Source organism: Serratia sp. NPDC087055 (assembly GCF_044900985.1).
In the GTDB taxonomy this organism is placed as follows: Bacteria; Pseudomonadota; Gammaproteobacteria; order Enterobacterales; family Enterobacteriaceae; genus Serratia.
Genome location: NZ_JBJDOG010000001.1, coordinates 31,541 through 53,088, shown reverse-complemented (window position 1 = coordinate 53,088; position 21,548 = coordinate 31,541). Strand labels below are relative to the sequence as shown.

Genomic DNA, 21,548 nt, shown 5'->3' with positions numbered 1-21,548 from the left:
CGTGGTTAACACGCCTGCTGAAATTAAATCATCTGGTCAAAGTTCATCTGCGCCATCAGTTTATAGTTGTCAGCGTAATCGACCGGAATGGCCACAACGACGGGCCCCTGAATGTCCATTGCTTTACGCAGCATCGGGCGTAAATCCTCCACCGATTGCACGGCAAAACCGACCGCACCACAGGCTTCCGCATAGGCTTTAAAATCGATTGGGCCAAATTCCACGCCGGATTTACGCTGGTATTTATTTACCTCCTGCATTTCCACCATGTTGTAGGCGTTATCGACCCATATCACGTGCACGATATTACTTTTCAGCCGTACGGCCGTTTCCAGTTCCATGCTCGATTGCATAAAGCCACCGTCACCGGAAATCGACACCACTTTGTCTCCCGGGCGTACCAACGCCGCACCGATCGCCCACGGCAACGCCACCCCCATGGTCTGCTGGCCGTTAGAAATCAACAGCTGACGTGCACGGAAGCTGTATAGATAGCGCGCAATCCAAATATGGAAACTGCCCATGTCGACGCACAGCGTCACGTCGTCACTGACAATGTCCTGCAGCTCTTTCACAATACGCAGTGGGTGGATCGGCATGCCACCGCGGCGCGCGGCGCGTTCCGCCAATTCGGTGCGCTGGCGGCCAAGATCACTGAGGATCAACTCCACCTCCGCAGGCACACTCACGACCGTATTAAAGGCTTCAGTCATCGTGTTGAGGGTGGCACTGATATTGCCCACCAGCTCAACGTCCGGGCGGTAACAGGTATCAATGTCTGCCGGTAACACGTCAATATGCACCAGTTTTAATCTGCCCTGGCTGTTCCACATGCAGGGATCGTATTCGATCGGGCCATAACCGACGCTGACCACCAAATCTGCCTTCTGCAATAGCTGATCGGCAGGTTGGTTGTTGAATAACCCGACGCGGCCGGCAAAACGCGCAAAGTGGTTAACGTCGATCACCCCCGCCGCCTGATAAGTCCCCACGACCGGCATATGAGTCCGGTGCAACAAATGGCGCACCGCCTCGCTATTTTCCGGGCGGCTGGCCTGTAGCCCCAACAATAGCACCGGGCATTTCGCTTGCTGGATCAGTTTTACTGCGGCGTGGATATCCTCGGTAGCCGCAGCGCCCATGCGCGGCAATCGGCACCCTGCCAGCACAGGCGCACTGACAGGTTCATTGACGATGTCCATTGGCAGGCTGACGAACGAAGCCCCCGGGCGACCAAATTCGGCGTGACGAAACGCATTGGCGATCACTTCAGAAATTGCCGAACCGGCGTGGACTTCGGCGCAATACTTGGTCACCGGCCGGAACATGCTGACAGTGTCCATACTCTGGTGAGTCTGTTTCAGGTTATCAGCACGTTTCACCGCGCCACCGAACGCCACCACCGCATCCCCTTCCGAGGTCGCGGTTGCCAGCCCGGTAATCAGGTTGGAACTGCCCGGCCCTGAGGTCACCAGCGCGACACCGGCCTTGCCGGTTAGGCGCCCGACCGCCGCCGCCATAAATGCCGCATTGGCTTCATGACGCACGACGACGGTTTCTATCGATGGCGCGTCTTCCAGCGAATCGAATACGCGGTCGATCTTGGCCCCTGGGATACCGAATACGTGTTTGACGCCCTGCGCCTCCAAATTTTTCACCACTAAATCTGCGCCGCATGACCAGTTATGGTCTGTATTTGCCTTGCTCATGGAATACCTCCTGAAAATAAACCCAAGACTGTCGCGGAATTAACCCTCGGCAGAACGAATCGCGCGATCCAAATCCTCTGGACAGAGGTCGGCACGCAGAAAATCCGCATCATGCGGCAACTGAAGATTGAGACGGGTGATCACGCCAAATTGCAGCCGGCCGTGGTCAAGCTGGTAATCCAGTACGTGACCACCGCCGTTACGATCGTCGGTGATAAAATGTTCGTGATAGCCAGCAACCCCAACGCCCTGCATATAATCAGGCGAACGGAAGCCAACTAACGTGCCCTGCCGCTGATGGAAGGCAAATGTAGGCTGCTCCTCGATCGCTTCTAACATTGGGCGATAGGGGCGTTCCTGACGAGGCACCGTGCGGGTTTCCACATGGCTGAACTCACCGTCAACACGCACTGCACAGAACAGGTTTGGTGACGCAACTTGCTCGTCAATACACTGGTGCAGCTGTGCCTTGGTGATCGGACTGTCAAAATGTTGGGTGACGCTCGGTTGGAAAAAGGTGACAACGGCAAACGGGGTTTTCTGCTGCAAGCTGGCCGGCCGCGCGCTACCGTCGGCGCGTAGCTGGTGAATTTCCTTGTCGAAGGCGATCAGCTCACCGTCAAGGTGATTGAAAGTCCCCAGGCCGAAGTTACCGTGCCTGAGCAATTCGGCAATGGTGGTCTCCCCTTCGTAAACGCCGCTGATTAACGCGCTCATCAGCGAGATTTGATAAATCTCGCCCTCCCCAACGCTCAGCGACTGCCTGGCAAACCCCTGCGCCAAATGCTGCACACAGGAACAGCCGTGGTTTTCGTTCATAACCTACTCCTCCACCAGCACGGGGTGAAATACCCCGCGCGTTCAAAAATGCTCACATGAGGGTGAGCAAAGATGTCGCCTGTAGCCCGCTCGGTTGGAACGATTCAGCTCATGGCGACAAAAAAACCGGCACGGCTGGCCGGCGACACTCAACATCAACAACGGTTTAGATTCACTAATCATTGTTGGTAAATAGAGTGTCAAATTGAACGGTTTATCTGGTGTTGAAGCAGTCATCAATGTCACAGGCACACGCTGGAGCCTGAGAAAACTCTGTTATCTAACGTTCTTAGAACCGCACGTTTTATGCATTTTCTCTCTGAGCGGTGGGATCACAGCCAATTCTGGCCTGCCGTAAGCCCTCAAAAAGAGTAGCTGCAATAGGGTAAACGGAGAACCTGGTATTCATAAGAAACGCTTTTGCATATAATGCAAAGATGAATGACGCACGGTATGTCGAACATCTCCCCATCTTTCTTGAGGTCGCCCTGCAAGGCAGCTTCTCCGCCGCTGCCCGTAAGTTGGGAATGGTGCCCTCTTCACTGGTTCGCCATGTTGATGCGCTGGAAAGCGCGCTAGGCGCCACGGTGTTTATCCGTTCAACACGCGGTCTGATGCTGACGGACGCCGGGGAAATGCTCCAGGCCAGAGCGGCCACGCTGCTGGCAGATATCACCGATATTCGTGCCGAACTGGCATCGTTAAGTGATATGCCGCAGGGCACCTTACGTATCAGTTGCTTGCCAACCTTTGGAAAGACATACATTTTGCCGCTGTTACCGACGCTGGCTGAACGCTATCCGCAGTTATTTGTTGATCTGAATTTAACCGAGCGTCAAACCGACCCGACACAAGAGCTTTTGGATGCCGCCATTCGCATCGGCGAACAAAAAGACAGTGGGTTGTACGCCAGCCGGATAGCGACCCAACGCTGGGTGATGTGCGCCAGTCCCGACTACCTCGTTCGCTACGGCCAACCGGCCGACCTTAACGCGTTACCTGAGCATCGGCTGATTGCCCGCTACCACAAACAGCAGCCCGCCTGCTGGGCACAAATTCTCAGTGTTCCGCTCATGAGCCGATGCAGTATGGTACTGCGTTGCGACGACTTCACCGCTCAACATCAGGCGGCGCTGATGGGCATGGGGATCGCTTTCTTACCCAATTGGGTCGTCGGACCGGATATTCAGGACGGTCGATTGGTGCAGGTACTGGAAGATCCGCGTCAGGAGCAGCAAGGGATTTACCTGCTGCGGCCCGTAGCAAAAATGTCAGTCCGATTGAACCTGTTCATTACCTTACTGAAGCAAAGCATCGGTCAGCCACCCAGCTGGGAATGAAGTGGTGATATTCGGCCATACAGCGCCGGGTTATCGCTTTCGTCTTTCAGTTCTATTCCGGTCAATCGGCGCTGAAAAGCCTGTTCCAGCAGCCATGCCAGTTTGAACGCCGCCTGCGGGTAATCCAGCCCCTCAGGGCGTACGTTGGAAATGCAATTACGCTCCGATTCACGCCGCTGGGTGTTCGGTCCCCAGGTGAGGTAGATCCCCAGACTGTCCGGTGATGATAACCCCGGTCGTTCGCCGATCAACATCACGACCGCTTTGGCCCGTAAACACTCACCAATATCATCCCCAAGCGCGACCCGGGACTGGTGCGCCAAAACCACGGGTGCCACCGAAAGTGATAACTGTTCGAGATAAGGCCGCAATGCCTGTAACACGGGTAGCGCCTGACGATGTACCGCTTTGGAGGACAAACCGTCGGCAACCACCAGCAAGACATCCGCAGCCTTGTCCATTAAGCCCAGCAACAGATTGCGGCTGTCCGACGCCAACCTGCGCCCCAAATCTGGCCGGCTGAGATACGCGGTGCGATCGGCGGCCTGGCTGTGCACCGTCAACGTTTGCCAGCCTTGTTGTTGTATCGCCTCCGCCAGCGTATCGCTGTCGAAGGGTTGATGTACCGCATCGCGCGCCTGCGCATGCGCCAAGCCAAATTTAAGTAACTCCTGGGTCGGTAAACTGGACCCCGTGCGCCCCAGTGCAATACGTGCATCGGTAAAGGCGCGCAGCGCGTCCCAACTGTTGACGTGGACAGGTTTGCTCATCCCCGTTCTCCTTGTAACCCCAGCAACAGCGGGTGATTGGCGGCGGTGTCGCGCAATCGTCCCTGTTCGTCGGTGATATGCATTTTCGTTAGCCAGTCGGCGAATTCCGGCGCGTGCTTCAACCCCAGCAGTTCACGGATGTACAACGCGTCGTGGAATGAGGTGCTTTGATAATTGAGCATAATGTCATCCGCGCCCGGTACGCCTATCAAGAAGGTCAACCCGGCCGTAGCCAACAGCGTCAGCAACGTGTCCATGTCGTCCTGATCCGCCTCGGCGTGATTGGTGTAACACACATCACAACCCAGCGGCAGGCCAAGCAACTTGCCACAAAAGTGATCTTCCAGCCCGGCGCGGATAATCTGTTTACCGTCAAACAAATACTCCGGGCCGATAAAACCCACCACGGTATTGATCAACAACGGGGAGAAATGCCGTGCTACCGCGTAGGCGCGCGCCTCGCAGGTTTGCTGATCGACGCCATGGTGGGCATTGGAGGATAAACAGCTGCCTTGTCCGGTTTCGAAGTACATGACGTTATTGCCTAGGGTACCGCGATTGAGGCTCAGTGCTGCCTGCTGAGCCTCCGCCAGCAACGCCAGATTAATGCCAAAGCCGCTATTGGCCGCTTCAGTGCCGGCGATAGACTGGAACACCAAATCCACCGGAGCACCGCGCTCCATCAAACGTAGCGTATTGGTTACATGCGTCAGCACGCAAGATTGGGTAGGAATAGTGAAACGTTGAATGACGTCGTCCAACATGTAGTTCAACTTTTCCAATAACGGCAAGCTGTCGCTGGCGGGGTTAATACCGACCACCGCATCACCACTGCCATACAGCAGGCCATCAAGCATACTGGCTGCAATACCCTGCAAACTGTCGGTTGGGTGATTCGGCTGTAACCGCACGCTGAGGTGGCCAGGAAGACCGATGGTGTTGCGGAAGCGCGTGACGACCCGGCACTTCTTCGCCACCAAAATCAGATCCTGATTGCGCATCAGTTTGCTCACTGCTGCCGCCATTTCCGGCGTGATGCCTGGAGCCACCCGCGCCAACATCGCGCTATCTGCCTGTTCACTCAGCAGCCAGTCACGGAAATCCCCCACGGTCAGATGAGAAATTGATGTAAAGGCCTGGGCATCGTGGCTGTCGATGATCAGCCGCGTGACCTCATCGTGCTCATACGGCACCAGCACCTGCTGGAGAAAAGCCTTCAGCGGCACATCCGCCAAGGCTATGCGCGCCGCCATACGCTCCTCTGCGCTGTCCGCCGCCACCTCCGCCAAACAGTCGCCGGAACGAGCCGGCGATGCCTTGGCCATCAACTGACGTAAATCACTAAAGCGGTAGCTGCGCCGGCTAAGCGTTGTCTGATACATTGCACCCCCTGTTCTGCCCTGATGACACAGCTAAAGTTGCAAACCCTGTACCAAGTGTAGTCAGTCCACAGTCGAAATTATTTTGTACCGGAAATCATCCGATTAGCCTCTCTCGATACCAGTCCTCCCCCAGAACCGATGCACTAAAATCATGCACGGCATTCCGCCCGCAGGCGCTTCGGGTTAAAGTAGCCGCAACAAAGGAGAGGTAATGAACCGGCAACAGCAAATTATCCAGTGGTTACAGCAAGATAGTGGAAGAATGGCCGCATTGCGTACCGCGCGGCGACTCGGTCTGAATGACTGGTGCCTGGGCGCTGGCTTTGTGCGTAATCTGGTGTGGGACCAGTTGCATGGGTACGCCACACCGACACCGCTCAACGACATCGACGTGATACATTTTGATCCGCAGCGGCCAGAGGCAGAGCGTGATCAAATGCTGGAACTACGGCTGCAGGAGTGGATGCCACAGCCGTGGTCGGTCAAGAACCAGGCGCGTATGCACTTACGCAGCGGCCGAGCACCCTATCTCAACAGCGAAGAGGCCATCAGCTTTTGGACCGAGAGAGAAACGGCGGTTGGCGCACGCCTGAATGCCGACGACAGCATTACATTGGTCGCGCCATTCGGCCTCGATGGGTTGTTTGATGACACCATCACCTTCAATACCAAAAACGGCAACCTCGACACCTATGAACAGCGTGTGGCAAGCAAGGGCTGGTTGCAACACTGGCCGCGTCTGCGACAAATTCGTGGGTAAAGTTTTACCCCGCACGGCCGATACCCTGAACAGCCACATCAAGACGCAGGGAGAGCAATATGTCGACCAATATCACCATGATTGTCCCAGTGAAAAACACCATACCCGGTGTCAGCAAGGTTTTTAGCGCCCCGGGTAACGAAGGCCAGTTGCTGATGGCCAAACCGGTCAACCAGCAACCGGAAGGCGGCAAAATGAAGGAAGCCAAGGAAGGTGGGCTTAACGACCGGGTAAAAATCACCGACAGCAACGCCTCGGCACGCATCAAGGTGTTGAATAAACAGATTCAGGATCTGCAACAGAAGCTGGTGGATCTGAAAGACTCAGACGCCGATCCCAAAGAGATCGAAAAACAAAAACAGCAGATCCAGGCGTTGATTAAAATTCTGCAAGCCGAGATCGCACGAATTCAAAGAGAAGAGATGGAAAAGCAGCAAGCTGCGCAAATGGCCAAGGCTGCTGGCGGTGTTTCCCCCGCTAAAGGCGATGGTATTAACCGCCCAACCGCGCACAACGCGGTGGACGTGTATATCTGACTCAGTAATCTGCCTGTTGGCCGCGCTGCTGTTGCAATAACGCCGCCTGCTGCCCGACCACCTGCCAGATGACTTCCGCGGCGGGTGTCAGCGAGCGGTTTTTGCGCCGCACCAACATCAATGCGCGGTTGATTTCCGGCACCAATCGACGCACTTTTAGCTGGCCGCCTTCCGGCAACGGTAACGCCAGCGCCGGGAAAATGCTGATACCTATGCCCGCCGCCACCATCGGGAACAGCGTCGCTGGGTGGCCAATCTCTTGCACCACCGTGGCGTCCACCCCTTGCTGGCGCAGTGCGCTGTCAATCAGTGGCCGGCTACCGGAAGCATAATCCTGCAATACCAGGCGGCTACCGGTCAGCGCCGACCAATGGACTTCAGGTTGGCTGGCAAACGGGTGATCATTACGGCACAGTAACAGAAAGGGTTCGTACAGAATCGGCTCGCAATCAAGGTCCATCGCCTGCACCGGATCAACCACAATACCGAAATCCACTTCAGCGTTTCGAATGCTGTGAAGCACCTGCTGTTGTGCCTGGTCACGCAGCATAATGCGAATATCCGGGTATTTCTTTTCACCCGCAGCGATACATTGCGGCATCAGATGTGCGGAAATAGTCTGGCTCGATGCGACGCGTACCGTACCGCTGCGCTGCACACCAAAGCTGCGTGCATCAAGCAATGACGATTGTAACTCATCGAGTAAGCGCTCTACGCGGTTTGCCAGACGCTGTCCGGCATCGGTCAGCAGCACTTCACGCGTCGTGCGATCGAGCAAGCGCACACCTATCTCCGCCTCTAACTCTTTCACGCTATGGCTGACCGCCGACTGCGTCAAGCCAATCGCCTCACCCGCCCGGCTGAAACTGCGATGCCGCGCAATGGCCACAAACACTTTGAGCTGCTTAATCGAGTAATTCATGTTTTTTATTCATAAATGAATTAAATAAATCAATTTAATTATTATATCTCGCCGCGCGACAATGCGTGCATTGATTTCTTTCCCGAGTGCGCCACCATGAGATTTCTGCCCGATCGCTTTACTCTGACGCTGATCGCCACCGTGCTGTTGGCTTCATTTCTGCCGGCACGCGGCGAGTTTGTCGGTTGGCTGAACGCCCTGACCATCGCCGCCATCGCTCTGCTGTTCTTTATGCACGGTGCCAAACTGTCGCGCGAAGCTATTTTGGCCGGTAGCAATAACTGGCGGCTGCATCTGTGGGTGATGTTCAGCACCTTTATTATTTTCCCGGTGCTCGGTGTGCTGTTCAAATGGTGGTCACCGGTCAACGTCAGCCCTGAATTGTATTCCGGTTTTATTTACCTGTGCATCCTGCCTGCCACCGTGCAATCGGCCATTGCATTTACGTCGCTGGCAGGTGGCAACGTTGCTGCTGCGGTGTGCAGCGCTTCAGCTTCGAGCCTGCTGGGAATATTCGTTTCTCCCCTGCTGGTCGGGCTATTGATGAATGTCCACGGTGAAACCGGCAGCCTTCAACAGGTCGGCTCCATTGTGCTGCAACTGCTGGTGCCCTTTGTCGCTGGCCACCTGTCACGGCCACTCATTGGCAAATGGATTGAACGTAACCGCAAGTTGATCGGCAAAACCGACCAGACGTCGATTCTGCTGGTCGTCTATGCCGCTTTTAGCGAGGCAGTTACACACGGTATCTGGCATCAGGTCGGCATTGGGTCGCTGGTGTTTATTGTGGTGGGCAGTCTGGTATTGTTGACGATTGTGTTAGTGGTCAACACCTACATGGCGCGCTGGCTGGGCTTTAGCAAAGCCGATGAGATCACCATTGTGTTTTGCGGTTCGAAGAAAAGCCTGGCAAACGGCATCCCGATGGCCAATATCCTGTTCCCGGCCGCGACCGTTGGGATTATGGTGCTACCGCTGATGGTGTTCCATCAGGTGCAGTTGATGACCTGCGCAGTACTGGCACGGCGCTATCAGAAGAAACAGCAGGAAAAACAGGCGGTGCCAAACGCAGAAACGGCACGGGGATAATGAAATGGGCGCGGCAAGACACCGCGCCCGGCAACTCAGCTTTTCTTCAGCGGCTTGACCAGGTTGTCGAGCCCTTCGATTTTAATCGCCAACGTCATTTCCATCAGCATGCCCAGTTTGCCGTTGGGGAACTCCCCTTTGCGGGCGAACCACAGCAGATACTCTTCAGGCAAGTCAATCAACACCCTTCCCTGATACTTGCCGAACGGCATCACGGTATTGGCAATTTCGATCAGGTTCTCTTTTTCCATCAGGCACCCAGCAGGCGGATCATTTCCGCTTCGTCGATCACCTCAATACCCAGTTCCTGTGCCTTCACCAGTTTGGAACCGGCGGCTTCACCGGCAATCACCAGATCGGTTTTCTTCGATACGCTGCCGCTGACTTTCGCGCCCAGCGCCGTCAGGCGATCTTTGGCTTCATCGCGTGAAAGCTGGCTAAGCGAACCGGTAAGCACCACCGTTTTACCGGCAAATGGGCTGTCGATCTCTTCAGCGACGATCACCACCGGGGCTGGCCAGTTAATGCCAATTTCGTCGCTGACCAGTTCCTGGATCACCTGCTGGTTAAGCGCTTCGTCAAGGAAATGGCGCGTGTGCTTCGCCACCACGTCACCGACATCCGGCACCTCTTTCAACGCCTCAATATCGGCGGCAAACAGCTTCTCAAGCGTGCCGAAGTACGCAGCCAGATTCGCGGCCGTCGCCTCGCCAACTTCACGAATACCCAGCGCATACAGGAAACGAGCAAAGGTAGTCTGCTTGGACTTCTCCAGCGCATTGACCAGATTCTGCGCCGACTTTGGCCCCATGCGATCCAGGCCGGTCAGAATTCCTGCGGACAGACGGAACAGATCGGCCGGGTTCTTGACGTACTCTTTTTCCACCAGCTGTTCGATGATTTTGTCGCCCATGCCTTCGACGTCCAGCGCACGACGGGAGACGAAATGCTTCAGCGACTCTTTGCGCTGTGCGGCGCAGATCAGCCCACCGGTGCAGCGCGCTACCGCTTCGCCTTCCACTCGTTCGACGTCAGAACCGCAGACCGGACAATGCTGAGGGAACAAAATTTCACGCGCGTCCGCTGGGCGACGATCGGCCATCACCCCCACCACCTGTGGGATCACGTCGCCCGCGCGACGGACAATCACGGTGTCACCGATACGCAGGCCCAGCCGTTCAATTTCATCAGCATTGTGCAAGGTGGCATTGCTGACAATCACGCCCGCAACCAGTACCGGCTCCAGACGCGCTACCGGCGTAATTGCCCCGGTGCGTCCCACCTGGAACTCCACCTCACGCACCACGGTGATTTGCTCTTGCGCCGGGAATTTAAATGCCGTCGCCCAGCGCGGCGCACGTGCCACAAAGCCGAGCGTTTCTTGCAGATCGATATCGTCGATCTTCACCACCACGCCGTCGATATCAAAGCCGAGTTGCGTGCGGTCTTGCTCCACCTGGCGATAAAACGCCAGTACCTCATCGCTGCCAGTGCAACGTTGAGCGCGATCGCTGACGGGTAAACCCCAGTCTTTGAACTGCATCAGGCGCTGCCAGTGGCTACGCGGTAACTCGCCCCCTTCCAACAGGCCAACACCATAGCAAAAGAAGGTCAGCGGGCGCTTGGCGGTAATCCGTGGATCAAGCTGACGGATCGATCCGGCGGCTGCGTTACGCGGGTTAGCGAAGATCTTGCCGTCTTTACGACGCGCTTCTTCGTTCATCTGCTCAAAACCCGCTTGCGGCATAAAGACTTCGCCACGCACTTCCAGCCGACGCGGGATATTCTCGCCGGTCAACCGCAGCGGAATAGCGCGGATGGTGCGCACGTTGGAGGTAATGTTTTCACCGGTGGTGCCGTCGCCGCGCGTGGCCGCACGAACCAATTCCCCCTCTTCGTACAACAAGCTGACCGCCAGACCATCCAGTTTCAGCTCACAGCAGAAGGTCAGTGGGTCACTGCTCTTCAGGCGATCTTGCACTCGCTTGTAGAACGCCAGGAAGCTTTCTTCGTCAAAGACGTTATCCAATGACAGCATCGGCACTTCGTGACGGACCTGATCGAATGCCGCCAGCGGAGCTGCACCCACGCGCTGAGTGGGCGAATCCGCGGTGATCAACTCCGGGTGCGCGCTTTCCAGCTCACGCAATTCGCGCATCAGGCGATCATATTCCGCATCCGGCACTTCCGGCGCGTCCAGCACATGATATTGATATTCGTGATGGCGCAGGGAGGTTCGTAGTTGATTGATTTGTTGGATTATCGATTCCATGGCTCACCATCAAAGATATCCCCGTCATATTTCAAGCTGCGTCTTTGTGGGCTGCCTTTACTGACCCGTGACTTAGTTAGCTAAGTTCCCTGGGCTTCGCTCCGTTGCCGCTTTGATGCAGTTCGACGTATTTAGGGTAACAAAACCCCCGACTAGCGGGGGCTTTAGGATTACGGGTATTGAGTGCGCGTAGCAGCCGATCAGTCGGTATTATCCAACACTTCACGAATGCGCGCTTTGTAGGTTTCCAGCTTCTGCGGGGTCATCATGCGGCGCTCATCGTCCAGCACCACACCACCCACATCGTCGGCGATTCGCTGAGCCGACTGCAGCATCAGCTTGAAGTTCTGATTAGCGTCGCCATAAGACGGCACCATCATGAACATCGACACGCCTGGCGTGGAGAAATCAGACATCATCTCAGGATCAAAGGACCCCGGTTTAACCATATTCGCCAGGCTGAACAGCACAGGGCCGCTGCCCGCAGGGCTGATATGGCGATGGAAAATGCCCATTTCGCCAAACTGGAAGCCCGCTTGCAGCACGCTCTGCAGCAAGACTTCGCCGCCGATCACGCCACCCTGATGTGCAGTAACGTGCAACACCAGTACGGTTTCTTTCAGTTTTGCCGGTTTGATGGCGGCAGGAGCAGGCTGAGGCTCGTGCACCACCGCTGGCTTCTCTTCCGGCTGCGGCTGCTGAGCAGGCTCGGTGTGGAACACCGGTTCTGCTGCATGCGCCACTGGCGGCAGATCGTCAACGCGCGGTTCACGGCGTGTCGCAGGCTGCTGCGGCTCATCGTCTTCGTCCTGCGCGTAGTTGTCCAACAGGATGTCATCATAATCCGGCCGCTGAGACAGCGGTGGCGGAGACTGATGAGCAGCCGGTTGAACGGCACGCGGTGCTGGCTCAGCCGCTGGAGCAGGCTTGGGCGCAACCACGGGTTCTTCGCGAGCGGCATCAAAATGACCAAAGGACGGCTCATCCTGCGGGTGAGCGGAGCGTACACGCACCTCTCCCACGCCTTCATCGAGATCGTCGATCGGGGATTGTTCACGTTCTTTTTTAGAACGTTTGGCTGGGCGATCGCGGAAAAGCGATGAGCGTTCCTTACGGCTGGTCCAAAGACCGTGCAATAACAACGCTATTATGGCGATCGCGCCAACAACGATTAATATCAGACGCAAATCCTGCATCATTGCTATCTCTGTTGTTCCAATACATTGCCACCGCGGCAAACATTCACTCTTTAACTCTATTTGCCCGAGCACACAAGTGCAAGTCCGTGCTGAACTTTATGCCAATAAAGATGATTACACTGCCTTTTTTTGCTGTTTTTTCAGCCAATGTCACCCTAGCCAGTAGAAAATCATCCCGATATGATAGCGATGCCTGTTCAGACAAAGAGATAACTTAAGATATGTCCTATTCGCAGTCACCTTCTCACTCCACCAACGGCCTTCATTATTTTGCCGAAGGCTGGCGCCTGATTTCGCGCCCGGGGATTAAACGCTATGTCGTATTACCGTTGCTGGTCAATGTACTGCTGATGGGATCCGCTTTCTGGTGGTTGTTCAGCCAACTGGGCGACTGGATCCCGAGCATGATGAGCCATGTTCCCAGTTGGCTGCAGTGGCTGAGCTATTTGCTGTGGCCGCTTGCGGTCATTTCCGTGCTGTTGGTGTTCAGCTATCTGTTCAGCACCATCACCAACCTGATCGCTGCCCCCTTCTGTGGCCTGCTAGCCGAACAGTTGGAAGGCAGCCTGACCGGCAAGCCGTTACCGGACACCGGTATCTTCGGCATTGTGAAAGATCTGCCGCGCATTATGGCGCGTGAATGGCGCAAGCTGGCTTACTATCTGCCACGCGCCTTATTGTTGCTGATTCTTTATTTCATTCCTGGCATTGGCCAAACCGTGGCGCCTGTGCTGTGGTTCCTGTTCAGTGCCTGGATGCTGGCAATTCAGTATTGCGACTACCCTTTCGATAACCACAAGGTGAGCTTTGCCGATATGCGCAGCGCACTGCGTCAGCATAAAACCGATAACCTGCAGTTTGGCGCGATGGTGAGCCTGTTCACCATGATCCCCATCCTCAATCTGGTTATCCTGCCGGTCGCGGTTTGCGGCGCAACCGCCATGTGGGTCGACCGTTATCGTACGCAATTCGTACGTTCCTAAGCCATTTTCGGCCCCGCATTACGATTAATTCTTCGACAGGGCGCGCAATATGCGCCCTTATCCTTGTGCTTAAAACTTATTTCCTAATAACATATAGATATACCAATTCTTTACTTCCCTGCCGGTACTGTTAGCGTATGCTTTCGATGTTCCCCACATTTTCATAGAGTTAAAGGACGGGCTATGAGCAAGATATATGAAGATAACTCATTAACAATCGGCCATACGCCGCTGGTTCGTCTGAACCGTATCGGCAACGGACGCATTCTGGCCAAGGTTGAATCTCGCAACCCTAGCTTCAGCGTTAAATGCCGCATCGGTGCCAATATGATTTGGGACGCGGAAAAACGCGGCATCCTGGTCGCCGGCAAAGAACTTGTGGAGCCGACCAGCGGCAACACCGGTATCGCTCTGGCGTTCGTCGCCGCGGCGCGTGGCTACAAGCTGACGCTAACCATGCCGGAAACCATGAGCATCGAACGCCGTAAGCTGCTGAAGGCGCTGGGCGCCAACCTGGTGTTGACCGAAGGCGCAAAAGGCATGAAGGGCGCGATCGCCAAGGCGGAAGAAATTGTCGCCACCGATCCGAATCGCTACATCATCCTGCAGCAGTTCAGCAATCCGGCTAACCCAGCAATTCATGAACAAACTACCGGCCCAGAAATCTGGGACGATACCGATGGCGAAGTGGATGTTTTCATTTCCGGCGTGGGTACTGGCGGTACGCTGACGGGTGTCAGCCGCTATATCAAGAATACCAAAGGCAAGGCAATCACCACTGTCGCGGTGGAGCCTACCGACTCACCGGTCATCACCCAGGCGCTGGCAGGTGAAGAGATCAAACCAGGTCCCCATAAGATTCAGGGCATCGGTGCAGGTTTTATCCCGGGCAACCTGGATCTCAAGTTGGTTGACCGCGTCGAACAAGTCACCAACGACGAAGCCATCAGCATGGCGCGTCGTTTGATGGACGAAGAAGGCATTCTGGCGGGCATTTCCTCCGGTGCCGCAGTGGTGGCAGCCGTGAAATTGGCCGAAGAACCTGAATTCGCCGACAAAACCATCGTGGTGATCTTGCCGTCCTCCGGCGAGCGCTATTTAAGCACCGCTCTGTTCGCTGATTTGTTCACTGAGCAAGAATTGCAACAGTAGTGCCACTGTGCACAAATCGCTAAAAAAGCACCTTTCGGGGTGCTTTTTTGTGGACTGGATCAAAGTTTATAGCAGTCAAAGATTGATTTTACCTGCCAGCTTTAGTATTTAACGGTGCATTATTTCGGTGCGCAAAATTAATCACTCATCATTCCTTGTTTAAGCTGAATCGATTTACTCGTTTGTCGGTGATGCGTTAAACACGGCATAATGGGGAGCTGATTGAAACGACGACAGAAGCTGAATTTTTTGATCTGAAGTGCCTAACTCGTCGTTTTCTGTTGCATCAATGCTCGCCCCTGTACCATAGTCAGGCGCTAACCAGACAAGCTAAAGTCACACCCTTGGGCTAAACTTTAGCTCCACAACACACCAATAAGTTGGGGAAACATCAATGTTCCAGCAAGAAGTTACTATTACCGCTCCTAATGGTCTGCACACTCGCCCTGCCGCTCAGTTCGTAAAAGAAGCTAAAGGCTTCACGTCTGACATCACCGTGACCTCTAACGGTAAAAGCGCCAGCGCCAAAAGCCTGTTCAAACTGCAAACTCTGGGGCTGACTCAAGGGACCGTAGTGACCATCTCCGCTGAAGGTGAAGACGAGCAGAAAGCCGTTGAGCACTTGGTAAAACTGATGGCAGAGCTTGAGTAATCGGCCCGTCTTCTTAGTTAACACCAGTCAAGAGTAAGGTAGGGTTATGATTTCAGGCATTTTAGTATCACCGGGTATCGCTTTTGGTAAGGCTCTCCTACTGAAAGAAGATGAGATTGTCATCAACCGGAAGAAAATCTCTGCAGATGATGTAGAGCAGGAAGTCTCACGTTTTCTTGCTGGCCGCGCCAAAGCGTCCGAGCAGTTGGAAGCGATCAAGACCAAAGCTGGCGAAACCTTCGGCGAAGAAAAAGAAGCGATCTTCGAAGGCCACATCATGCTGTTGGAAGACGAAGAGCTTGAGCAGGAAATCATAGCCCTAATCAAAGATGAGTTGGCTTCTGCGGACGCAGCTGCCTACACCATCATCGAAGGCCAGGCGAAAGCACTGGAAGAACTCGACGACGAATACCTGAAAGAACGTGCGGCCGACGTACGTGACATCGGTAAACGCCTGCTGCAGAACATTCTGGGCCTGGCTATCGTCGATCTGAGCGCCATTCAGGACGAAGTTATCCTGGTCGCTACCGATTTGACTCCGTCTGAGACCGCACAGTTGAACCTGGACAAAGTGCTGGGTTTCATCACCGATCTCGGCGGCCGTACGTCTCACACCTCCATCATGGCGCGTTCTCTGGAATTGCCGGCAATCGTAGGCACCAGCGACGTGACCAAGCAGGTGAAGAACGACGATTACCTGATTCTGGACGCGGTTAACAATAAAATTTACGTTAACCCAACCGCTGACGTTATAGATCAGCTGAAAGCAGAACAGAACCAGTACGTCACCGAGAAAAACGATCTGGCCAAGCTGAAAGATCTGCCGGCCATTACGCTGGACGGTCATCAGGTTGAAGTCTGCGCCAACATCGGCACCGTGCGCGACGTCGCAGGTGCAGAGCGCAACGGCGCTGAAGGCGTCGGCCTGTATCGTACCGAATTCCTGTTTATGGATCGCGACTCACTGCCAACCGAAGACGAGCAATTCCAGGCTTATAAAGCCGTTGCGGAAGCCATGGGTTCACAGGCTGTGATTGTCCGTACCATGGACATCGGCGGCGACAAAGACCTGCCGTACATGAACCTGCCGAAAGAAGAGAACCCGTTCCTCGGCTGGCGTGCCATCCGTATCGCCATGGACCGCAGAGAAATCCTGCACGCTCAGCTGCGCGCTATTCTGCGTGCCTCCGCGTTCGGCAAACTGCGCATCATGTTCCCGATGATCATTTCCGTGGAAGAAGTCCGCGATCTGAAAGGTGAAATCGAGACGCTGAAAGCCCAGCTGCGTGAAGAAGGCAAGGCGTTTGACGAAACAATTGAAGTCGGCGTGATGGTCGAAACACCGGCTGCGGCGGTGATTGCTCACCACCTGGCGAAAGAAGTCGACTTCTTTAGTATTGGGACAAACGATCTAACCCAGTATACTCTGGCAGTAGATCGCGGCAACGAGCTGATTTCTCATCTCTATAACCCGATGTCCCCATCAGTACTTAGCCTGATCAAACAGGTTATTGATGCATCTCATGCAGAAGGCAAGTGGACCGGTATGTGCGGTGAACTGGCTGGCGATGAGCGTGCTACACTGTTGTTATTGGGCATGGGGCTGGATGAGTTCAGCATGAGTGCGATTTCAATCCCGCGCATCAAGAAAATTATTCGTAATACTAATTTCGAAGATGTGAAGGCGTTGGCAGCGCAAGCCTTGGCACAGCCAACGGCGCAAGACCTGATGAATTGCGTGAATAAATTCATCGAAGAAAAGACGCTCTGCTAAACTTCCACGACACTGGAACGCCGCCCAATTTAATGCTTAGGAGAAGATCATGGGTTTGTTCGATAAATTGAAATCTCTGGTTTCTGATGACAAGAAAGACACGGGCACTATCGAGATCGTAGCTCCACTTTCTGGCGAAATCGTTAATATCGAAGATGTACCTGACGTTGTATTTGCTGAAAAAATCGTTGGTGACGGTATTGCTATCAAACCAACAGGCAACAAAATGGTTGCCCCGGTTGACGGCACTATCGGCAAAATTTTCGAAACCAACCATGCTTTCTCTATCGAATCCGACAGCGGCATCGAGCTGTTTGTCCACTTCGGTATCGACACTGTTGAACTGAAAGGCGAAGGCTTCAAACGCATCGCTGAAGAAGGTCAACGCGTCAAGAAAGGCGACGTCGTTATCGAGTTCAACCTGGCACTGCTGGAAGAGAAAGCCAAGTCTATCCTGACGCCGGTTGTTATCTCCAACATGGACGAGATCAAAGAGCTGATCAAACTGTCCGGTAACGTGACCGTTGGTGAGACCCCGATCATCCGCATCAAGAAGTAATTGCGGATGGACATAGAAACGGCGCCCAGTGCGCCGTTTTTTTTATCTCCTTCCTCTTTCAAACTGCAGCGTTGTTGGCTGCACGTGCTTACCCCAGTCACTTACCAAAGTAAGCTCCTGGGGATGCCCACGCTTGCCGCCTAGCTGCAATTCGAAATCCTTTGGGAATACCCTGGTAATAGTCGCCATCGGCGCAAACAGTTTGGACAGCGCACAGCCCTGTTCAAAATGGCAAGTAAGAGAGCTTATTACCCCCAGCGCGGGATGCGGAGGGTGATAACTAACCCCCCCTGTCCACCATTACGCGCTTCAACCTGGCCACCGTGTGCCAGCACCACCTTGCGGGTGATCGCCAGCCCCAGCCCGTAGCCCTTGCCTGACATCGCCGATTTCACCCTGACGAACGGATCAAAAATGCTGGAAAGTTTCGATTCTTCCACACCCGGGCCCTGATCGCTGACCTCTATCTGGAACAGTTGATCAATACGCGTCAGCACCACCGTCACTTGCTGACCGTGGCTGGAGAAACGCAGCGCATTGCGCACAATATTATCCACCGCACGCCGCATCAGCTCGGCATTCCCTTTAACGGTATATTCCACGTCCGAACTGGCCTGCAGCACAATATCCACCCCGGGGATCTGCGCTTCGTAGCGTGCGTCACTGACCACCGCATCCACCAGCCCATACAAGTCGAAATACTCTTCATCCGGCAGATTGTTGCTTTCGGCGCGTGACAGTGCCAACAGCTCGCCAATCATTTTATCCAACCGCCCCGCTTCATGCTCAATACGCTGCAACGAGTTTTCTACATTGCCTTCATTCTGCCGCGCCAGACCAATGGCCAACTGCAGGCGAGCCAGCGGTGAACGCAACTCGTGGGAGACGTCATGCAACAGCTGTTCCCGGGCGCTAACCAGCAGTTCTAACCGTTCAGCCATGCTGTCAAAATCACGCGCAACCTCAGAAAGCTCATCATGCCTGCGGCGCATCGCAGGGAATAAACGCACCGATAAATCCCCCTGCGCCACGCGATCAAAACCGTCGCGCAATTTGCGCATTGGCCGGGTCAGGTTCCAGGCCAGCACGGCACTGAATAACAACCCTGCCAACCCACCGACCCACAGCATCGGGGCGGGGATGTTGAAGAAATGCGAACGTTTGTTCGGGCGGTATTCCTCCCGCAGCCCACGCATGTCGTAGCTCAGCAGATACCCTTTACCGTCCCCGTCGTCTGCGACCCATTCCGTAACGGCTTTCGGCATCCGGCGGCCTTCAAATGCCGGCTCCTCCGGTGCAGGGGCGGGCGGCTGCGCCAATGCAGTCACGGACAGCAAGCGCCGGTCATCTTCCGGCCAGTCCTTCAGCATTGCCTCGAGTGCCGGCATACCGCCGCTACGCAGTTGCGTGGCGGCAGAGGTTAAATGCAGCGCAATCACTCGCCGCGCCATAGCGTTTTCCGGCGGCTCGTAGCGATCGCCATACAATGAAAAAGCCACCCACAATGCCTGGGTCATGATGATAAAGGTCAGCCAGAAGCCGAGCAGGATTTTCCAGAATAGTCTTCCGCGCATGGGCATTATCGGATTCGGTAGCCGATACTGCGCACCGTTTCAATACTTAACGCGTTGTCCGTCAATGCACCCAGCTTCTGCCGGATATTGCTGATATGGACATCAACGCTGCGGTCATAAGCTTCGCGCGGGCGCCCCAAGCCTTTTTCTGACAGCTCATCTTTAGACACTACGCGCTCAGGTGCACGCAGCAGCAACTCCAGCAGGTTGAATTCGGAAGCGGTCAGATCGAAAGGTTTACCGCGCCATTCGCTGCTGCGAGTAGACGGATTGAGGCTCAGCTCACCAAAATTAATGGCAATCCCGTCGTCCACCTCATCCGGGCGTTCGTCAAAACGGCGCAGCACCGCACGCAAACGCGCCACCAGCTCTCGGGGATAGCACGGCTTAGGCATGTAGTCGTCAGCGCCCATTTCCAGGCCGATAACCCGATCGATGTTATCGCCTTTGGCTGTCAGCATAATGATTGGCATACGGCTCTTTTTACGCACGTCGCGCAGCACGTCAATGCCGCTCATGTCCGGCAACATGATGTCGAGGATCATCGCGGTGTACTCGCCCGACAGCGCGCCTTCCACACCGGCTTTGCCAGTCAGTACCAGCGTGGCGTTAAAACCTTCGCCGGTCAGGTATTCGCTCAGCATGGTGCCGAGTTCGAGGTCATCATCGACCAATAAAATTTTCATGCCTTGCTCCTTCGCGGATTTTCGCCATTTTCACGCCTATTTGTCTGCTTCGCAGCCGGTTTTACTCAATCCTTACATATTCCTGAACGCCACTTAACCGCAGGCCCGTCGGCGGCGCGTTAAATTAGTGCCAACAGATTTTTACCGCGCTTTCATGCCAGGGAATCCCATCGTCATGCCATCGTTTCAACGCTCAAAACGTTATCTGCTGCCCACTGTTATTGTGGCCGCTATCGCCCTATTTCTCTACTTCAGATCTCAAGGCGATACCGCGACGCCCCGTTATATCACCGCCGTGGCGCAAACGCGCGACCTGGAACAAACGGTATTGGCTGACGGCACCATTGAGGCGCAGAAACAGGTCAGCGTCGGCGCCCAGGTGTCGGGTCAAATTAAGGCCCTGTACGTGGCGCTGGGCGATAAAGTGCATAAAGGCCAACGGGTCGCTGAGATTGACGACTTAACCCAGCAGAACGCCCTGAGGGACGCAGAAGCAGCATTGAAAAACGTTCAGGCGCAACGCGCATCAAAAATGGCGGCACTGCAGAACAATCAGCGCGCTTATCAACGCCAGCAAGCCATCGTGGCGCATGGCGTCGGTGTACAGGCAGATTTGGACAATGCTCAGGCCACACTGATTGCCACTCGTGCCGATGTCAATGCCCTGGATGCCCAGATCGTTCAGGCGCAGATTGCCGTCAACACAGCCCAGGTCAACCTCGGTTACACCAAAATCACCTCGCCGATAGATGGCACCATCGTCGCGCTGCCGGTGGAAGCTGGGCAAACGGTGAATGCGGTACAAAGCGCTCCAACCATCGTCAAAGTCGCTCAATTGGCGACCATGACCATTGAGGCGCAGATTTCTGAAGCTGACGTGGTCAAGGTAAAAACCGGCATGCCGGTCTATTTCACTATCCTTGGTGAACCCGGTAAGCGCTACCGCACCACACTGCGGGCGATAGAACCGGCCCCAGACTCCATCAACGATGAGACCACGTCGTCCAGTACCAGCAGTTCCAGCAGCGCCTCCAGCTCAAGTAGCGCGATTTACTATAACGGTCTGTTCGACGTGGCCAACCCTGACGGCGCACTGCGTATCTCAATGACCGCACAGGTGTATATCGTGTTGGACAAGGCTGAAAACGCGGTGGTCATCCCTGCGACAGCCTTACAAGGCGACTGGGTGCAGGTAGTCGATAAACAGGGAAACGTTGATCGACGCCCGGTAAAAGTGGGGATTAACAACAACGTTGATGCACAGATTATCAGCGGCATATTGGCCGGTGAGAGCGTGATTGTCAGCCAGGTGAATACGGCGGCCAAAAGCAGCACGCGCCGTATGGGCCCACCGCCAATGGGAATGTAAC

20 protein-coding genes are annotated in these 21,548 nt (G+C 54.9%); 10 read left to right on the top strand and 10 right to left on the bottom strand.

Annotated features, from left to right (window positions below; genetic code table 11):
• Positions 1-23: 23 nt before the first annotated feature.
• Together alsS and budA are read right to left on the bottom strand one after the other, a co-directional pair.
• On the bottom strand, positions 24-1,709 hold the full coding sequence (gene alsS / locus ACI2J2_RS00250; RefSeq protein WP_265555507.1) for an acetolactate synthase AlsS: 1,686 nt from the start codon (positions 1,707-1,709) through the stop codon (positions 24-26).
• A gap of 39 nt (positions 1,710-1,748) precedes the next feature.
• Positions 1,749-2,528 carry an acetolactate decarboxylase gene (budA, locus tag ACI2J2_RS00245; RefSeq protein WP_404759178.1) on the bottom strand — a complete coding sequence of 260 codons (780 nt, stop codon included), beginning with the start codon at positions 2,526-2,528 and terminating at the stop codon, positions 1,749-1,751.
• Positions 2,529-2,965: 437 nt separating this feature from the next.
• Between budA and ACI2J2_RS00240 the strand changes: the two genes are divergently transcribed.
• Entirely contained in the window at positions 2,966-3,868 is a 903-nt protein-coding gene (locus tag ACI2J2_RS00240) for a LysR family transcriptional regulator (protein ID WP_404759177.1), read from the top strand.
• On the opposite strand, the gene eutC is transcribed toward ACI2J2_RS00240, so the two are convergent.
• On the bottom strand, positions 3,847-4,638 hold the full coding sequence (gene eutC, locus ACI2J2_RS00235; protein ID WP_265555502.1) for an ethanolamine ammonia-lyase subunit EutC: 792 nt from the start codon (positions 4,636-4,638) through the stop codon (positions 3,847-3,849). The genes ACI2J2_RS00240 and eutC overlap by 22 nt on opposite strands.
• Positions 4,635-6,020 carry an ethanolamine ammonia-lyase subunit EutB gene (locus tag ACI2J2_RS00230; protein WP_404759176.1) on the bottom strand — a complete coding sequence of 462 codons (1,386 nt, stop codon included), beginning with the start codon at positions 6,018-6,020 and terminating at the stop codon, positions 4,635-4,637. The genes eutC and ACI2J2_RS00230 overlap by 4 nt, the downstream gene beginning before the upstream one ends.
• 211 nt (positions 6,021-6,231) lie before the next feature.
• Here ACI2J2_RS00230 and ACI2J2_RS00225 point away from each other — a divergent pair, with 211 nt between their 5' ends.
• Positions 6,232-6,780, top strand: coding sequence for a nucleotidyltransferase family protein (locus ACI2J2_RS00225; RefSeq protein WP_209638682.1), 549 nt, complete (start codon positions 6,232-6,234; stop codon positions 6,778-6,780).
• A 59-nt stretch (positions 6,781-6,839) separates the two neighbouring features.
• Positions 6,840-7,316 (top strand): FlxA-like family protein, encoded by a 477-nt coding sequence (locus ACI2J2_RS00220; protein ID WP_404759175.1) that lies wholly within the window; start codon positions 6,840-6,842, stop codon positions 7,314-7,316.
• A gap of 1 nt (position 7,317) precedes the next feature.
• Here ACI2J2_RS00220 and ACI2J2_RS00215 read toward each other — a convergent pair whose 3' ends face one another.
• On the bottom strand, positions 7,318-8,238 hold the full coding sequence (locus ACI2J2_RS00215) for a LysR family transcriptional regulator (RefSeq protein ID WP_209638678.1): 921 nt from the start codon (positions 8,236-8,238) through the stop codon (positions 7,318-7,320).
• Between the two features lie 96 nt (positions 8,239-8,334).
• Between ACI2J2_RS00215 and ACI2J2_RS00210 the strand changes: the two genes are divergently transcribed.
• Entirely contained in the window at positions 8,335-9,327 is a 993-nt protein-coding gene (locus ACI2J2_RS00210) for a bile acid:sodium symporter family protein (RefSeq protein WP_209638676.1), read from the top strand.
• Positions 9,328-9,362: 35 nt separating this feature from the next.
• On the opposite strand, the gene ACI2J2_RS00205 is transcribed toward ACI2J2_RS00210, so the two are convergent.
• The 3 genes from ACI2J2_RS00205 to zipA form a co-directional block, all read right to left on the bottom strand.
• Complete coding sequence (locus tag ACI2J2_RS00205; RefSeq protein ID WP_209638675.1) at positions 9,363-9,578, bottom strand: DUF3820 family protein; 216 nt, start codon at positions 9,576-9,578, stop codon at positions 9,363-9,365.
• Positions 9,578-11,599 carry an NAD-dependent DNA ligase LigA gene (ligA, locus tag ACI2J2_RS00200; RefSeq protein WP_404759174.1) on the bottom strand — a complete coding sequence of 674 codons (2,022 nt, stop codon included), beginning with the start codon at positions 11,597-11,599 and terminating at the stop codon, positions 9,578-9,580. The genes ACI2J2_RS00205 and ligA overlap by 1 nt, the downstream gene beginning before the upstream one ends.
• Before the next feature lie 200 nt (positions 11,600-11,799).
• On the bottom strand, positions 11,800-12,798 hold the full coding sequence (zipA, locus tag ACI2J2_RS00195) for a cell division protein ZipA (RefSeq protein WP_209638671.1): 999 nt from the start codon (positions 12,796-12,798) through the stop codon (positions 11,800-11,802).
• Positions 12,799-13,019: 221 nt separating this feature from the next.
• Here zipA and cysZ point away from each other — a divergent pair, with 221 nt between their 5' ends.
• The 5 genes from cysZ (at position 13,020) to crr (ending at position 17,918) form a co-directional block, all read left to right on the top strand.
• Positions 13,020-13,781: a sulfate transporter CysZ gene (gene cysZ / locus ACI2J2_RS00190; protein WP_209638669.1), complete on the top strand. Its 762-nt coding sequence runs from the start codon at positions 13,020-13,022 to the stop codon at positions 13,779-13,781.
• A gap of 183 nt (positions 13,782-13,964) precedes the next feature.
• Entirely contained in the window at positions 13,965-14,933 is a 969-nt protein-coding gene (gene cysK, locus ACI2J2_RS00185; protein ID WP_037424010.1) for a cysteine synthase A, read from the top strand.
• A 394-nt stretch (positions 14,934-15,327) separates the two neighbouring features.
• Positions 15,328-15,585, top strand: a complete 258-nt coding sequence (gene ptsH / locus ACI2J2_RS00180; protein WP_004936458.1) for a phosphocarrier protein Hpr — start codon at positions 15,328-15,330, stop codon at positions 15,583-15,585.
• Positions 15,586-15,631: 46 nt separating this feature from the next.
• Positions 15,632-17,359, top strand: a complete 1,728-nt coding sequence (gene ptsI, locus ACI2J2_RS00175) for a phosphoenolpyruvate-protein phosphotransferase PtsI (protein WP_209638667.1) — start codon at positions 15,632-15,634, stop codon at positions 17,357-17,359.
• A 49-nt stretch (positions 17,360-17,408) separates the two neighbouring features.
• A complete protein-coding gene (gene crr, locus ACI2J2_RS00170; RefSeq protein WP_037424016.1) occupies positions 17,409-17,918 on the top strand; it encodes a PTS glucose transporter subunit IIA in 510 nt (169 codons plus the stop codon).
• A gap of 248 nt (positions 17,919-18,166) precedes the next feature.
• Here crr and ACI2J2_RS00165 read toward each other — a convergent pair whose 3' ends face one another.
• Positions 18,167-19,492: an ATP-binding protein gene (locus ACI2J2_RS00165; RefSeq protein ID WP_209638665.1), complete on the bottom strand. Its 1,326-nt coding sequence runs from the start codon at positions 19,490-19,492 to the stop codon at positions 18,167-18,169.
• 5 nt (positions 19,493-19,497) lie between these two features.
• On the bottom strand, positions 19,498-20,178 hold the full coding sequence (locus ACI2J2_RS00160) for a response regulator transcription factor (RefSeq protein ID WP_209638663.1): 681 nt from the start codon (positions 20,176-20,178) through the stop codon (positions 19,498-19,500).
• A 175-nt stretch (positions 20,179-20,353) separates the two neighbouring features.
• On the opposite strand from ACI2J2_RS00160, the gene ACI2J2_RS00155 reads away from it, so the two are divergent.
• Positions 20,354-21,547, top strand: coding sequence for an efflux RND transporter periplasmic adaptor subunit (locus ACI2J2_RS00155; protein ID WP_404759173.1), 1,194 nt, complete (start codon positions 20,354-20,356; stop codon positions 21,545-21,547).
• Position 21,548 lies beyond the last annotated feature (1 nt).

Coding starts and splice junctions, on each gene's coding strand:
- ACI2J2_RS00240 (WP_404759177.1), top strand. CDS start 2,966: ATGAATGACGCACGGTATGTCGAACATCTCCCCATCTTTCTTGAGGTC.
- ACI2J2_RS00225 (WP_209638682.1), top strand. CDS start 6,232: ATGAACCGGCAACAGCAAATTATCCAGTGGTTACAGCAAGATAGTGGA.
- ACI2J2_RS00205 (WP_209638675.1), bottom strand. CDS start 9,578: ATGGAAAAAGAGAACCTGATCGAAATTGCCAATACCGTGATGCCGTTC.
- ACI2J2_RS00220 (WP_404759175.1), top strand. CDS start 6,840: ATGTCGACCAATATCACCATGATTGTCCCAGTGAAAAACACCATACCC.
- alsS (WP_265555507.1), bottom strand. CDS start 1,709: ATGAGCAAGGCAAATACAGACCATAACTGGTCATGCGGCGCAGATTTA.
- ptsI (WP_209638667.1), top strand. CDS start 15,632: ATGATTTCAGGCATTTTAGTATCACCGGGTATCGCTTTTGGTAAGGCT.
- cysZ (WP_209638669.1), top strand. CDS start 13,020: ATGTCCTATTCGCAGTCACCTTCTCACTCCACCAACGGCCTTCATTAT.
- ACI2J2_RS00210 (WP_209638676.1), top strand. CDS start 8,335: ATGAGATTTCTGCCCGATCGCTTTACTCTGACGCTGATCGCCACCGTG.
- ACI2J2_RS00160 (WP_209638663.1), bottom strand. CDS start 20,178: ATGAAAATTTTATTGGTCGATGATGACCTCGAACTCGGCACCATGCTG.
- ptsH (WP_004936458.1), top strand. CDS start 15,328: ATGTTCCAGCAAGAAGTTACTATTACCGCTCCTAATGGTCTGCACACT.
- ACI2J2_RS00165 (WP_209638665.1), bottom strand. CDS start 19,492: ATGCGCGGAAGACTATTCTGGAAAATCCTGCTCGGCTTCTGGCTGACC.
- ACI2J2_RS00230 (WP_404759176.1), bottom strand. CDS start 6,020: ATGTATCAGACAACGCTTAGCCGGCGCAGCTACCGCTTTAGTGATTTA.
- budA (WP_404759178.1), bottom strand. CDS start 2,528: ATGAACGAAAACCACGGCTGTTCCTGTGTGCAGCATTTGGCGCAGGGG.
- ACI2J2_RS00215 (WP_209638678.1), bottom strand. CDS start 8,238: ATGAATTACTCGATTAAGCAGCTCAAAGTGTTTGTGGCCATTGCGCGG.
- ACI2J2_RS00155 (WP_404759173.1), top strand. CDS start 20,354: ATGCCATCGTTTCAACGCTCAAAACGTTATCTGCTGCCCACTGTTATT.
- eutC (WP_265555502.1), bottom strand. CDS start 4,638: ATGAGCAAACCTGTCCACGTCAACAGTTGGGACGCGCTGCGCGCCTTT.
- zipA (WP_209638671.1), bottom strand. CDS start 12,798: ATGATGCAGGATTTGCGTCTGATATTAATCGTTGTTGGCGCGATCGCC.
- cysK (WP_037424010.1), top strand. CDS start 13,965: ATGAGCAAGATATATGAAGATAACTCATTAACAATCGGCCATACGCCG.
- crr (WP_037424016.1), top strand. CDS start 17,409: ATGGGTTTGTTCGATAAATTGAAATCTCTGGTTTCTGATGACAAGAAA.
- ligA (WP_404759174.1), bottom strand. CDS start 11,599: ATGGAATCGATAATCCAACAAATCAATCAACTACGAACCTCCCTGCGC.